Source organism: Patescibacteria group bacterium, assembly GCA_041661625.1.
Classification (GTDB): Bacteria; Patescibacteriota; Patescibacteriia; order JAHIZJ01; family JAHIZJ01; genus JBAZUB01.
Window position 1 is genome coordinate 73,280 of the sequence record JBAZUB010000003.1, and the last position, 12,891, is coordinate 86,170.

Here is a 12,891-nt window from a genome sequence, read left to right on the forward strand (position 1 = left end):
GGTTATGCTTTGAAACACAAGATTGTCTCGGCCGACCCCCGATTCTCCCGAAAGATATCACGCGACACTAGCAGCTCCATCGGGATCATTTCAAGGCCCTTCCAGCCAACCTGTTGTCCAATCGCAAACAGGAATCGGTCGGTAGGAATCTCCACCTTCTCACCGTTTACGGTGCTGCTGTTGTTCCCGACTACATAATACGCGTAGCTCCCCGGGGCCATGAGTGATCGCGCTGAGCGCATGGCATCGCTCATGGCGAGGAAGTATCGAGCCAGCAACGAGGGCAGGTTACGTCTACGAAAGCCGACATCCGGACCGTGGTTGTGCGACGCAATTCGCTCGATCAGTGAGATGGTTTCGCGAGGCAGTTCCTTCTTTCGGGTCTCGAACTGGCTCCATCCCTGGAGTCGTTCCTTGTCAGTGATCTCTCGCGTGCCTACCATCAAGCTCTCAACATCCCCATGGCGTTGTCGCGAGAGGAGGCCAAGGACGACAAGGCTAAGCCTATCCGTGTCAATGTAAGGCAAGGCTGTCGCGTATGGAGGCGACGTCACCAGCAAATCGACCTTCCCCACATACTCGGGGAAAAGCTCATCAAGTTGCACCGCGTTGCCCTGCACGACTTTGAGGGTTCGCTTTCGGGACCGTGGAAGTACACAGAGGTACGGATAGATCCGGTCGGTCTGCTCCTCCACCTGGGTCCGAAACTTCTCCAGTGCTGCTCCCTGAAGATACGGTCTGACGTCCTTACGAACGCGGAGGTCCACCTCCTTTTGCCAGGATACTGAGCGCACGATCTCGCTCAGGCAGACTCGTAGGAAATCTCGGTAGAGAGCGGAATCGACTCTTTCTATGCTTCGTAAAATAGCCGCGATGTCCTTGAGGGCGGGTTCTGCAAACCACCGGCGCAGGTACGCAAGATCGTGCCCTTGCCAGAAGTGGTCGGGTTCGGAGTCCCGGAACTTCAGTTTGCGAAGGTATGCGTCGATGGTCTCGGCGAACACCTCGGGGCGTTCGCGGACAATGCCAGCTTTCACCTTGGCAATAAGGACCGAGAGCGGGTTCAGGTCCGCTGCCAAAGCGGCGCGGCCGGCTGCTACTGTCTCGCATGGTGTTGTGCCGCTGCCGCACATCGGATCGAGGACTAGGCCGTCATCCGGCACCCCGGATATGTTCATCAGACTGCGAACGAGTTGGGGGAAGAACTTCCCCCGATATTCATGCAGGTCGTGAGGCCCGTAGCGAAGCCTTCGTGCCCGGTGAAGTTCGGTCTTCTCCGTGGTGCTCTCAGATCCGTTCTGAGTGAACTCAAGTGCGTTCTGCACCGTAGGTTCAAGAACGGTTGTGCCGACCCGTTGCCAGTAGGTCAGGCGTTCCCGGAAGTACTGAACAGGTCGTCCTGAACGAACAAGGTGAAGGCCATACTTCTCGGCAACCGGGCCGTCTCCCTGGAGAAGGGCTTGCAGTTCGCGAGTGGCCAGCTCGCGCTCGAATGGTTGGAGATAGGGTTTCATCTCAAACTTCAGTGAGTCCTTGTCGTTGGCGAGCAGCAACGGAGGGAAAATCGAAAATCTCCGCTGAATCATGTTCGCGATATCTATTGGCATCATGCGTTTTGGCATTGTGACACGTGATATGAAGCGTTGATCGCTTCGATCGGTGTCTTGTCGGATCCAAATGGCAGAGGGATGTCCCGCATTTGAAAAGCGGGAATATCCATCGGCAGCGTCCTCAAGTGTGATCGATATGCGGCCAGCCTGTCCGAACCAGCGGCGCGTATGGCGTCGTCCGTCTCTCTCAACAGGAGCGTCTCTACCTGGGCCGAAACCAGTGGCGAATGGATCGGTTTATCGCGAGCCGTTCTCTTAGCCGTGCCCATATAGGCGTCGATCTTGCCAGAAATGGCGAAGTCGCACCATCCGATGGGAAGTGCGTCCGCGCAAGCAGCGATGATAGTGCCAATCCCCGGAGGGAAGAGCTCGGCATGCTCCAGTACCAGTAACGCTCGCAGTCGGAAATACTCCATACTGATATATCCCAAACGAGGGCACTTTGCCGGGGCGACGATGTCAGTGGCAAGGTCTTCAGCGAGAGTTGGTGTCAGTTGGCCTGCCGAGCGAATGACCTCGACGGCCAGCGCCATGGACAGGGTGAGTTCCGATTTCATTCGATGCCGTAGCATCGTCGCGCTGACGTCCTTGTCGTAAATCAGCCCGTCAGTTTGCCGCTTGTTCAGCAGAAGCGCGGAGTACCTAACGTGATCGATGCCGTTGGGGCGTAGCTGGCGCTCGATCCACCATCGGGTATGAATGGCATGGATGGTTGGTTGGAGGTACTGTCCTCCGAAGTGGTATAACTGATTGCCGTATTGTTCTGAGTAGGCAACTGGGACATCGTTGACCGTGAGAAGTTCCTCCATGATGCCGAGCCAGTCGTGCCGAATGTGTCCATCCAATACCAGGTCGATGAGCGACGCCTGCAGGCAGACGGAAGCGGCTGCCAAACCGTGGTCAGCCTGCTGGATTGCATTCTCGCGCCATTCTTTCAGGTAAGCGGCATGGATTGGCAGAATGAAGCCCGGAGCTAGCGTGATCTGGGGTGTAATAATGTGTTCAGGCATTGTAAAAAGCCGCACAAGGATCAGGAGCTATCCGGTGAAATACTGCATACATCAGCAAAGGGAAATACCATCTACAGAGAGAGGATGATGCCCAGAAGTCGATACGGGCGACGCCGGCTCCGGTGGGCTCGACGTGGGAGTATCTGTCCCCGTAGTTTGCCCGAAGAAGACTCGGTTGTTCGAGGGGCATATCAGCGACGTTGAGAGCCCACTCCTTTATGGGCAACGATACCTCGATAGTACGGAGTTTGCCGTCACCGCTGTTACCTCCGCGGAGCATCGGCACGCCGTTCTTGAGCGCGGTCACCACGAGTTCGGGGAAGTACTGGGAACCGACCTTCACTTTCCATGCGTCCAGGCAGTACTGGACCGGAAAGAGGCGTTGTAGCGAGCGGAGCATCAATTCAAGACTGGTGCCCTCCGAGGATGTGAATCCCAGAGCGAGCGGACCAGGGCTCGAGTTGAACATCGTTATGAGCTTTTCTTTGGGCGTCGATCCTTCGGCTAGGTATAGGCCGGCTACATACGACCATAGTGGGTCGATACGAAGCGAGCGGTGAAGTACGACCTCGCTTGATTGTCGCCATTGGCCGACGAGATTATTGCCTACAGGCGCGAGGCGCAACGGTCGAGTGCAGTTGATTTGACCATAGGGATTATCGGCAAAGAACTGTGCGACGTCAATATGTTCGCCGACCGTGGAAGGGGTGGCGGCCCATTGGACCAGGCCCGAGCTCGAGGTCTGAGAGTCGCTCAGAATCGAGTCCTCGACCTCATGCATCATCTTCAGGAACAATTCCCCAATACCGTTAAGACCGCCGACACCGAGTTCATCCGATCTGCTGGAGCCTCCTGGAAGTCTTGCGCCCTTCTTGAATGGTCGACGGACTGACGCGGCGACTTTGATATCCGGGCCGATGGGAATGCCGACGGCAGCTATTTGGGCCGTCTTTTCACGCGCGAGAATAATCTCCATCGCGGTCTTGTGCTGGTAGTAGAAAGAAAGGTGCTCTTCAGGGGTGCCAGGAACGTCCGGGCGCACTTCGGCCAAGTACCGCGAGTCTGGGTCCGTAAGTCTGGCGCGCACTGTGGCGAGGGGGACGGGAGCAGGGACGTCCGAATTGGCTGTTTCCCGATAATACAATCGGAGCCTATCGGCACCGACGCCGTCCATGAAGTAGGCACTATCCTCGCCAAGGTAGAATGTGAAGCGGACCTGGCTCGGAAAGAATTTGCGGAACTGGTCGACCGCAAAACGGATGAGATTCTGTTCCTTTTGGGAAAAGGAAATCGTAGGGACGATCCGAGTGGTGTCGTGCCTGTCCTCAGACCCTTTCGCTCCGTCACCGCTATAGAGCCCCAAGAAGGCGACCAGCTCTTCATCGAGCTCGACTGTGCGCGGAATCGTGACCGTATCGCCGAAGCCATCCTCGCGGCGCAGGACGAGGTTCTCACCCTCAATCGCGAAGGAATACCGCTGGCGGTACTTCCGGTCCTTCGCATCCGTGATGACGCTCCCGGTGACGAGCCCCTGTACTGCGATCAAGTATTGTTCTGTTCGTAGGTGTCCTAGAATCACAGCATCTGTTCCTGTTTAGTATTAATAGCCGGCCTGATCCGACCATTCCTTGGCGAAGACGCCGGATATGCTACTGGTCCAAGGCGACCGCCTGTCACCCCTCATGTCGAATCTTCCTGAAGCCCCTCCAAGCCCATCCCAAGGACTGGGTCGGAATGGCGCGCCGCAGGACATCGGAAGTGGCGCAAGTTACAAAAAATCATCAGCTTACGCCTCTTTATCATACCGATTTGTTCGAGCCTAGTCAATCTGCCACAACTCCGTAAGTTAGCGCAACTCAATAGAAAGAGGCTGGTCCTTCGGGGAGCAGCCTCATGGTGGATCAGAGCGCGAGTGCGCTCCGGAAGGTGCTGGAGAGTCGGAGCCCGGAGTCCATTTGGACCCGCGGACTCCGGGACTTGCTGACTTCGGTGAAGGCGTTGTAGAGCGACCAGGCGGTCCGGGGAGCAAACTCCTCGTGGGCGGGCGTCTCCCACGCCTCGATCACCTTCGGGAGGTTCGAGGCTGGCAGGACGTCCTGCCGGACGGCCTCGACCATGAGGTGGTCAGCCGCCTCGACGGAAAGCTCAAGCGCCTTCATCGCCACGATTTCGGCGTGGATCCGGCTCTGCATTGAGGAGACCTTCGAGAGCATGCGGTAGATCAGGTCCGGAAGATCCCGAAAGATGTTGATGGTGTGCCTGCGGGTCGCGGCGGCCTCTCCAGAGAAGGCGAGGTTGTCGCAGACGAAGACGTGGTGGCCGGCGGTGAGATTTGCAGAGAGGGACCGGTCGTAGCTGTTTCGGAGACCGATCGCGAGGGCGTAGTCGGCGTGCTTCCCGCCGTTCCGGCAGGTCAGTACCCCGAACATCTGGGCGCCGTCGCGGGCAAGCGCGTAGCAGGCATCGGTGATCGTGAGGCCGAAGCGCGGAACATGGAGTTCGACTTCCTCGACGAACCGGCCGTAGGGCACCGGGACGTAGGAGTCGGTTTCGGAAGGAACAGGGACGGAAGCCAGGTCGGCTTTGGTCGCCTCCCAACCTCCGCGATGGAGAATGAGCTGACTGGACATGACGGGGACCTTCCTTTCCAGAGTTTCAGATCAGACCGCGTTCACGAAACGACAGGTAGGAGCCGCCGGCGCCGATGATCACGTGGTCGATGACCTCGATGCCGAGCATCTCGCCGGTGCGGACCAGCCGATGGGTCATCTCGACGTCGTCTTCCGACGGTTCGGGGTCGCCTGACGGGTGGTTATGAGCCAGGAGCATGGAGGCGGCCGCCGCCTGGATGGCGGGTCGGAACACCTCCCGAGGATGGACGATCGATGCATTGAGGCTTCCCACACTCACCGTCTCGAACTTCAGGAGGCGGTGCCGGGTGGTGAGCAGAAGCGTGACGAACATCTCGCGCTTCAAGTCTCCCAGGACGGGACCGACGACCTGCACGGCGTCCTGCGCCGTGCGGATGATGAGGTTCTGTTCGGTACGAGGAACGGCTGCGCGGCGCGAGAGCTCGAACGCAGCGAGCACCTGGGTCGCCCGGCGCCGTCCGATCCCCGGGATCGCGACCAGGTCGGCTGTCCCGGCGTCGGCGATGACATCGAGCGAGCCGAATCGGGAGAGCAACGCCGCGGCCGCGTTTCCGGAGCAGAGCACGGCGGAAAGCAGGCGCGTCACGGGCCAAGACCGGCAGTCTTCCCGACAGTGGATCAACGGGTCCTCCAGCATCGGGATTGCGGGATCGATCATGTGAGCCTCCTTCTTCCGGCAAACGCTCATGCGTTTCCGGCGGGTTGAGAGATCGCTGGGTAGAGAAAGAGGGGGTCTTCAAGCGAAGACCCCGGGACGAAGTGGAAGGCGGGCGGTTACCCGCGCCACTGTTGGCAATGAGCGAAGTACTCACACTCGGAGCAGCGATACGAAGGATTCGGGAAGCAGCAACCGGACTGGATAGCCAGAGCCACGCTTTCGATCAGCCGGGCGGTCCAGGCAAGGTCCTCAATTGTGCGGGTGGCAGGCAGGTGCACCAAGCGCGGGACCTTGGTCTTCAGAAGCGCGTCAATGCGGAGAGGTGGAACCGTTCCGGTTGCGAGGAAACGAACGAGCGCGTAGGTGGAAAGCTGGAGGTGTCGTTCGAGCGAACCCGTGTCGAAGGTCCGGGCGGCAGTCTTGAGTTCCACGAGCGTGCCGTCCGCCTCGACCAGATCAATCACCCCGCGCAGTCGGATGTCGAACACTTCACCGGTTTCGGGATCCACGAGGTCGATCTCGAAGCGGTCCTCGGTCAGGAGCGGCATTGTGCCGGATGAATCCGCGACATACAGAGCAACGAGTTCGTGACCCTTCTCCGCGAGGATCTCCTTGGATTCCTTCTCGGCGAACACCACGGGCTCGAGGTTCTGTGCGAACCAGTCGGCATCGAAGATCTTCGCGACCGCCTCCGGTTCCGGCGTGCGTCCGGCCAGCCGTTCGCGGTGGAACCACTCTACGGCAGCATGGACGGAAGAGCCGAACACCAGCGCGGCAGGCCGCCAGGGCGGCGGGATCTTGTCGATGTACTGGAAACGGTGCTTGAGTGGACAGGTGAGGTAGGTCTGAACCCGGCTAACGCTGAGGGGCTCCATCGGGGGCCTCCTGCAGGAGCTGGTCGATCGCCTCCGTTGCCCTGGCTTTGCTGACCTGGGTAAGCGTCTCGACCCCGAAGAACTCCTTCAGGTACTCGTGGGCGGCGTCATTCTGAAGCCCTTGGCCGGCGAGAATCCGGAAGAGATACCGACGCTGAGCTTCGGTCATGAGCGCTCCGTTGCCATTGCCGTTGCCGCCGGGCTGCGGTGTTCGGGGAGAGGTCCGACCGTTGCCGCGGGCGGCGCGAACCGGCGCGGGTGCAGCACCCGATCCGAGGTCCGATTCACCTGGCGGGAAGCCATCGCCGTCCAGCTCCTCGAAGGAGACGATGCCGATATTTACGGCATCACGGAGGGCGCGAGCCTTCGCCCGGGTCTCGGCCATGCGGATCAGGTGTGGGACGATGAACGAGTTGACGTTCTCGGGATTGGCGTCGCCGATCCCGTCGAACTTCCCCTTCTTCGTCTCGACGAGCGCCTTGGCGATCGCCGTCCGGCCGTTCTCGTCCGAGGGGATCTGAACGAGCCGGGTAGCGATGCGCTGCAAGCCTTCGTCGTGGGCCTTGCTGAGGAGGCCCTGGTAGGTGACCACCTCCTTCGTGCCGACGACGCGGCCGGTCCGGTCCTTGATCTCGATCGTGCGGATGAGGCCGTTCTGGGTCATGGGGACACCTCCTGTTCCGTGGGGGGATTTGGAAAGGGCGGGCAAGACGGAGAGCGAGTCTCCACCCTTCACGGTACGGGAGGTGGGCCTTGGGACGTAGGGAGGGCGATGCGTCGTTGAGCGCACATCCTGTGGAAAACCCACCGTCGTAAGGCCTTCACAGAACCGAATGATTATGGTAAGGTTGCTTACCTTGATATTGATCTATGCAGACGATGACAAACGTACCCCAAAACACGTACGCCAACCCGACCGACGGCAATACGTACTACCTTGCTTCGCTTGAGGACGGGAACAGCAAGGTTCTTTGGGCGTGTCCGACAAACCGCGACGGCTCGGCTGATTTCGTTTCAGCCATCCCGGAAACCGACTTCGCCGAACCGCTCACACCCGATGATCGGGAGCGGATCGTGCGCGCTCTCACATAGGAAAGCGCAAGGGAATCGTGAAGACGTGATGCGCTTCACGAGTTTTGTCGTCTGGATAATTGGACGGCTACCGCAACTGCGAGTGCGTCAAACATATGAAGCCAGTACCTATCCTTGGGCTTGTAGCCGAGGACGGGATGCGGTGGCTCCTTCGGGAGCTTGATCCGAAGGTCCTCAAAGCCCATGCGGACGATGGCGTGTGCGACGTCGAACTTTTTCGCGTGGCGATCACCGACCACGACTCGCCGCACGTCGGGCGGCGCTATCTCCAACACCCGGATGCCGAGTTCGCGAGATCGTGCCTGAAGTTCCTGGACGATCACCGAAACGAGAGCGGCGCGTTTCGTAGGGACAAGCAGGGGCTTTTCGATTGCGACGACCGAGGGAGCGTGCTCGGCGACATACGACAGAATCACCCGACGAGCCTGGCCGATCACGTCGTGCGGCCGTTCTCCGTTGTGGAGGGTGTGGACGCCGAAGCCAAGAAGGGTCGAGCCCGTGATGACCACCGCTCCCATGTATTTCGTTCCAGGATCGATGCCGAGGATTTTTTCTTCCATTGTTAATTGGCCGTTTAGATGGTGAGTACGAACGGGTTCCCTCCCGAGAGACCGCGACGGTGTGGACCCGGCTTGCGCGGGTGACCACGATGTCCGCGGCGGCGGTCCGCAAGACGGAAACCGCCTGGCTTTCCAGCCGAAGAATCGGCTCCGGGAGGGCTGTATGAGTGGTTCAGGCGGCCGTGGCCTGATGGTGAAGAGCGAGGGCGACGGCGTCGAACATGTTCTGGAAGTACGCTTCCTTCCAGCGGCGGTCTTGCGTGAGATAGACCCGCAGGGCGGGCAGGCGTCCGGCGACAGCCTCGGCCGTCTGGCGTTTGTTCGCCCAGCCGTGGCCGACGAGGCCCTTGCGGACGGTCTGGGGCGCGTATGTCGCGACCGTCAGCCCTTTCAGGGCAGCCATGCGGCGAACCCGACGGGCCAGACGGTCCAGCCGATCCAAGGAGTTCACGCGGTTCGGGTGGGTGGCTTCAAGGACGACGATCGAGGGTCTGAACTGACCGATCCAGTCGCCGATGGCCTTCACGGCGGCGGGGAGGCGCTGCTTCGATGGCAGCAACCGGAGCGGGAGGACTCCCGACTCGATCAGGGATCCTCCTCGGAGAATGGCGTACCCGAGGTCCCGGAGGCCGGGATCAAGGGCGAGGATCGTCTTCGCTGTGGCTTTGGGCATGGCGTTTGAGTAGATAAAGAAATAAAGCTGTGCGTGAGCGGCGGATCTCGGCCGCCGGAACGGCGAGGGTGCCGGCGAGCGCGCGTTTGATGATCGCGTCGTCGTGGAGCTCAAGCGCCGATTCGAGCGCTCCACGGTCCCCGTTCTCCCCAAGTGCTCGCTCCAGCTTCCCGATGGTGAAGAACCGTTTGATTTCCGGCGGCGATTCAGCCTGCGCCGGCAGCTGGGGAAGGTGCCGGACAGTCACGCGAACGGTTTGTCCGGAACGCTGGAGCCTCACATAGCGACGCGTTCGGAGATGGCCAAGCCAGCTTCGGACGGTTCCGTCGGGGAGCCCCATGGCGGAGGCGATCTCCGCCGTGTCCAGCTCCAGCGTGTTCTGGCCGGCGGGCAGTCGGACCAGAAGTCCGAGGTAGAGCCAGACGGCCGACCGCATCCGGCGGATGTGGAGCGCCTGCGGGTGCTCCAAGAGTCCTCGGTCGAGTCGGATTATAATGGGCATCGGGTTTCGGGTCATAGGTGGCTGTCGATCTTCGTGATGAGGTAGCGGAAGAGAGCGAGCTTGGATTTCCTGATCTTCTCGAGCGGCGTGTTGCGTACCCGGTCGAGAGCGCGGGTAACATGATCGGGCGAGTGACGAGCGAGGATTGCTGGCAGCTCCGTTTCGACCTCGGGTCCGACAACCTCCCGGGCCAGCCGCGCCAGCGCCCCTTCCCCCGCACCCCCATCCCCGATAGCTATAGCCTGCTTGCCTGATAATTGCTTAGAACAGCTATTGCTATAGCTATCTTCAATATGTGATCCGGGAAAAGCTTCGGAATTGCTCTGATTCTCGCGCTCCGACGCCACTTCGCCAGACCACGAAACGAGGTGCGCGACAAGGTACGGCAATGGCGACTGCACGCGCACGAGTCCGGCATCAACGAGGCGAGATAGCCACCGATCGATCCGGTCTTCCTCCACACTTAGCTCCCGGGAAAGGCGGGCGCGGGTACGAATCACCACTCCGTGTGATCCCGCGTGACGGATGAGAGCGAGGTAGAGAAACGCGCTGTTGCCGATCCGGTCAACGGGACGAGAAAAGTCGAGCACGGCGTCGAGAGCGCGGGTGGGAATACGTCGCTCGGTCATCCTTCTTCGTGCTTAGATTTATCCTCACGCTTAGGGAAGTAAAGGGCAGCGTAAAGCGACTCCGCCAACGTCCCGAGGGATCGGGCCAGGCGGAACACGTTCGGCAGGCTCGGCAGGGAGCAGCCCCGCTCCCAGGCCGACACGATTGGCCGGCTCCTACCGATAAGCTTTCCCAACATGGTCTGGGTGAGGCCAGCCCGAAGCCGGTATTCGCGGATGCGGTTCGGAAACCGGGCTGTGACTCTTGATCGGCGAAGGGTGAATTGAAACATGTACCAAGAATACAGACACGAACAGAAACCGAACAGAGGGGGTGAGGTGCATAACTGTTCGCCTCCTGTGGACAGCGGGCAGATATCCACAAAACAAGCCGCTTTCTGGACCTCTCGCACTCTACGACCGTTCCCGGAAGTGTGAGACGATTCGGGCATGAATACCCCAAACGAGCCGTCCGACCATGATGCCGGGACCATACTCCCCCAGAAAGCAATCGACGACCTCAAGGCGATCTACCGCCGGAAATGCGGGTCGGATCTCTCCGACCATGACGCCAGGGAGATGAGCAACCGCCTCCTTCGTGTTTTCGCCGTGCTGACGCGCGAACCGACGGACCGGCGAGACCGAGTTTGAACCGCGTCCACCCGCCTATCTTGACGGGATCCGGGAGTTAATTCTACACTTCAACACTAAACATCTGACACCTAAGTCATTGCCTTCCTATATCCTCTATGCGCGCAAGTCCTCCGAATCGGAGGATCGTCAAGTTCTCTCCATCGATTCGCAAGTCCGCGAATTGGAGGCCTTCGCGCAATCCCAGAACTTCACGGTTGCCTCGGTCCTGGCTGAGTCCCGCTCGGCCAAGGCCCCCGGCCGGCCGATCTTCGCGAAGATGCTCCGATCCGTCAGCCAGGGAAAGGCCGACGGCATCCTCTGCTGGAAGCTCGACCGCCTCGCCAGAAACCCGGTCGACGGGGCCGCCCTCATCTGGGCGGTCGACGAAGGCAAGCTCCGGGAGATTGTCACCCGGGACCGGGCCTTCCAGAACACCGGGAATGACAAGTTCTGGATGCAGCTCGAGTTCGGCATGGCCAAGAAGTACGTGGACGATCTCTCCGACAATGTCAAACGCGGCAACCGAGCCAAACTGGAGCAGGGCTGGCTCCCGGGGCTGCCCCCAATCGGGTATCTGAACGACGCGGTGACGCGGAAGATCGTTCGCGATCCGGACCGGTTCGACATTCTGCGGAAGATCTGGGACGCCGTGCTGGCCGGTGAGTCTCCCCTCGAAGTGCTTTCGACCGCCACCGACGAGTGGGGGTTACGCACGCGAAAACACCGGCGCACGGGGGGTAAGCCGCTCGGCCGGAGCAACTTCTATGTCATGCTCTCCAACCCATTCTACTATGGGCTGCTTGTTCGCAACGGTGAGTCCTATCCTGGATCGCACCCTCCCATGATCTCGCAGGACGAGTTCGACCGCGTCCAGGAGCTACTCGGCCGTCCGAATCGGGCACCGCAACGGCGGCACGAATTCGCCTTCACGGGACTGATCCGCTGCGAGGAGTGCGGCGCTTCGATCACCGCCGCGGAGACGGTGAATCGGTACGGCTACCACTACGCCTACTACCACTGCACGAAACGGAAGGCCGGCACTTCCTGCAGACAGATGCCGATCCGCGAGGAAAAGCTGGAAACACAGATCCGCGAGGTATTGAGCCAGGTGGCCATTGACGACGACTATCGCGACTGGGCTTTGGAGAACCTTCGGATTGTCCACGAACGGGAAAGCAAGAGCCGGCAAACGGTGGACCGTTCCCTGGACGAGACTCACCGGGACGTTCAGAAGCAGATCGACGCGCTCCTCCAGGTCCGCCTCCGTGGATTGGTCACCGACGAGGAATATGCCGCCAAGAAGCACTCTCTTGTTTCCGAGAGCCTTCGATTGAAGGAACGCCTCGTCGACACCGATGGCCGAGCCACCCGTGGGTTGAAACTTTTCGAGCAAGCGATATTGTTCGCACACCTAGCCCCGAAACGCTTCGCGGAGGGAACAACCGCGGAGAAGCGCGAGATTCTCATGGCCCTCGGTTCCAACCTCTTGCTCAAGGACAGAACTCTGCGAATCCAACTGCAAAAACCCTTCCACCTGATCGGGGAAGGGCGGCACAGTATTTCCTGGTACCGGAGGAGGGACTTGAACCCTCAATCCCTTACGGGAACGTGATTTTGAGTCACGCGCGTATGCCAATTCCGCCACTCCGGCATGATTTCTTAAACTTACATTGTCAACGATTTTGCCCAGCACCACTCACTTTGTTCGGATGCTGGGCGCGAGTCACGCGCGTCTTCCAACTTGCCCCGTAACGAACGAGCCTGGCGAGTTCTGTTGCGGGGTTCCCCCCGGGGCTCGTCCCGCTCAGCGGGACACGCCCGTCCCCGCCTGCCAAAGCACAGCGGCGGGCAGGTCGATGGCCGCGAGTGAAGCAGTTCACTCGCTATCCCGCACGGCGGGATGCCATCTCGACCCACTCCGGCCTCAATTGGGCAGGATGTATTATGCTCTAAAATGTGCGATAACGTGTTTGCTGGTTCGTAGGCGAACAAGCGCTTGTTCGCCTACGGTTGTGTTTA

Annotated in this window: 14 protein-coding genes and 1 tRNA gene; 1 reads left to right on the top strand and 14 read right to left on the bottom strand. The window is 60.1% G+C overall.

What is annotated here, in order from left to right:
- Window positions 1–2: 2 nt before the first annotated feature.
- From WC734_05395 to WC734_05425, 7 genes are all read right to left on the bottom strand, one after another.
- Window positions 3–1,622, bottom strand: a complete 1,620-nt coding sequence (locus tag WC734_05395) for a hypothetical protein (protein MFA6198550.1) — start codon at window positions 1,620–1,622, stop codon at window positions 3–5.
- Window positions 1,607–2,620, bottom strand: coding sequence for a hypothetical protein (locus WC734_05400; GenBank protein ID MFA6198551.1), 1,014 nt, complete (start codon window positions 2,618–2,620; stop codon window positions 1,607–1,609). Before WC734_05400 ends, WC734_05395 begins: the two co-directional genes overlap by 16 nt.
- Window positions 2,613–4,166, bottom strand: coding sequence for a hypothetical protein (locus tag WC734_05405; protein ID MFA6198552.1), 1,554 nt, complete (start codon window positions 4,164–4,166; stop codon window positions 2,613–2,615). Before WC734_05405 ends, WC734_05400 begins: the two co-directional genes overlap by 8 nt.
- Window positions 4,167–4,521: 355 nt before the next feature.
- Entirely contained in the window at window positions 4,522–5,250 is a 729-nt protein-coding gene (locus tag WC734_05410; GenBank protein MFA6198553.1) for a DUF932 domain-containing protein, read from the bottom strand.
- A gap of 25 nt (window positions 5,251–5,275) precedes the next feature.
- Complete coding sequence (gene radC / locus WC734_05415; protein MFA6198554.1) at window positions 5,276–5,929, bottom strand: DNA repair protein RadC; 654 nt, start codon at window positions 5,927–5,929, stop codon at window positions 5,276–5,278.
- Between the two features lie 116 nt (window positions 5,930–6,045).
- Window positions 6,046–6,804: a PD-(D/E)XK nuclease family protein gene (locus WC734_05420; GenBank protein ID MFA6198555.1), complete on the bottom strand. Its 759-nt coding sequence runs from the start codon at window positions 6,802–6,804 to the stop codon at window positions 6,046–6,048.
- Window positions 6,785–7,468, bottom strand: a complete 684-nt coding sequence (locus WC734_05425; GenBank protein ID MFA6198556.1) for a hypothetical protein — start codon at window positions 7,466–7,468, stop codon at window positions 6,785–6,787. Before WC734_05425 ends, WC734_05420 begins: the two co-directional genes overlap by 20 nt.
- A gap of 215 nt (window positions 7,469–7,683) precedes the next feature.
- Between WC734_05425 and WC734_05430 the strand changes: the two genes are divergently transcribed.
- On the top strand, window positions 7,684–7,896 hold the full coding sequence (locus tag WC734_05430; GenBank protein ID MFA6198557.1) for a hypothetical protein: 213 nt from the start codon (window positions 7,684–7,686) through the stop codon (window positions 7,894–7,896).
- Between the two features lie 35 nt (window positions 7,897–7,931).
- Here WC734_05430 and WC734_05435 read toward each other — a convergent pair whose 3' ends face one another.
- From WC734_05435 to WC734_05465, 7 genes are all read right to left on the bottom strand, one after another.
- Complete coding sequence (locus WC734_05435; protein MFA6198558.1) at window positions 7,932–8,456, bottom strand: crossover junction endodeoxyribonuclease RuvC; 525 nt, start codon at window positions 8,454–8,456, stop codon at window positions 7,932–7,934.
- A 172-nt stretch (window positions 8,457–8,628) separates the two neighbouring features.
- Window positions 8,629–9,129 carry a crossover junction endodeoxyribonuclease RuvC gene (locus WC734_05440; protein MFA6198559.1) on the bottom strand — a complete coding sequence of 167 codons (501 nt, stop codon included), beginning with the start codon at window positions 9,127–9,129 and terminating at the stop codon, window positions 8,629–8,631.
- Entirely contained in the window at window positions 9,092–9,631 is a 540-nt protein-coding gene (locus tag WC734_05445; GenBank protein ID MFA6198560.1) for a hypothetical protein, read from the bottom strand. Before WC734_05445 ends, WC734_05440 begins: the two co-directional genes overlap by 38 nt.
- 11 nt (window positions 9,632–9,642) lie before the next feature.
- Window positions 9,643–10,260, bottom strand: coding sequence for a hypothetical protein (locus WC734_05450; protein MFA6198561.1), 618 nt, complete (start codon window positions 10,258–10,260; stop codon window positions 9,643–9,645).
- Window positions 10,257–10,733: a helix-turn-helix domain-containing protein gene (locus WC734_05455; protein MFA6198562.1), complete on the bottom strand. Its 477-nt coding sequence runs from the start codon at window positions 10,731–10,733 to the stop codon at window positions 10,257–10,259. Before WC734_05455 ends, WC734_05450 begins: the two co-directional genes overlap by 4 nt.
- A 1,016-nt stretch (window positions 10,734–11,749) precedes the next feature.
- The gene (locus WC734_05460) at window positions 11,750–12,265 is read right to left on the bottom strand and encodes a hypothetical protein (protein ID MFA6198563.1); all 516 of its coding nucleotides are present in this window, start codon (window positions 12,263–12,265) and stop codon (window positions 11,750–11,752) included.
- 171 nt (window positions 12,266–12,436) lie between these two features.
- A tRNA-Leu gene (locus tag WC734_05465) sits at window positions 12,437–12,523 on the bottom strand.
- Window positions 12,524–12,891: the final 368 nt, after the last annotated feature.

Excerpts from the sequence above, each read along its gene's own strand:
- WC734_05410 (MFA6198553.1), bottom strand. The coding sequence starts at position 5,250 with ATGTCCAGTCAGCTCATTCTCCATCGCGGAGGTTGGGAGGCGACCAAA.
- WC734_05430 (MFA6198557.1), top strand. The coding sequence starts at position 7,684 with ATGACAAACGTACCCCAAAACACGTACGCCAACCCGACCGACGGCAAT.
- WC734_05435 (MFA6198558.1), bottom strand. The coding sequence starts at position 8,456 with ATGGAAGAAAAAATCCTCGGCATCGATCCTGGAACGAAATACATGGGA.
- WC734_05445 (MFA6198560.1), bottom strand. The coding sequence starts at position 9,631 with ATGCCCATTATAATCCGACTCGACCGAGGACTCTTGGAGCACCCGCAG.
- WC734_05450 (MFA6198561.1), bottom strand. The coding sequence starts at position 10,260 with ATGACCGAGCGACGTATTCCCACCCGCGCTCTCGACGCCGTGCTCGAC.
- WC734_05455 (MFA6198562.1), bottom strand. The coding sequence starts at position 10,733 with ATGGTCCCGGCATCATGGTCGGACGGCTCGTTTGGGGTATTCATGCCC.
- WC734_05420 (MFA6198555.1), bottom strand. The coding sequence starts at position 6,804 with ATGGAGCCCCTCAGCGTTAGCCGGGTTCAGACCTACCTCACCTGTCCA.
- WC734_05425 (MFA6198556.1), bottom strand. The coding sequence starts at position 7,468 with ATGACCCAGAACGGCCTCATCCGCACGATCGAGATCAAGGACCGGACC.
- WC734_05440 (MFA6198559.1), bottom strand. The coding sequence starts at position 9,129 with ATGCCCAAAGCCACAGCGAAGACGATCCTCGCCCTTGATCCCGGCCTC.
- WC734_05400 (MFA6198551.1), bottom strand. The coding sequence starts at position 2,620 with ATGCCTGAACACATTATTACACCCCAGATCACGCTAGCTCCGGGCTTC.
- WC734_05395 (MFA6198550.1), bottom strand. The coding sequence starts at position 1,622 with ATGCCAAAACGCATGATGCCAATAGATATCGCGAACATGATTCAGCGG.
- radC (MFA6198554.1), bottom strand. The coding sequence starts at position 5,929 with ATGATCGATCCCGCAATCCCGATGCTGGAGGACCCGTTGATCCACTGT.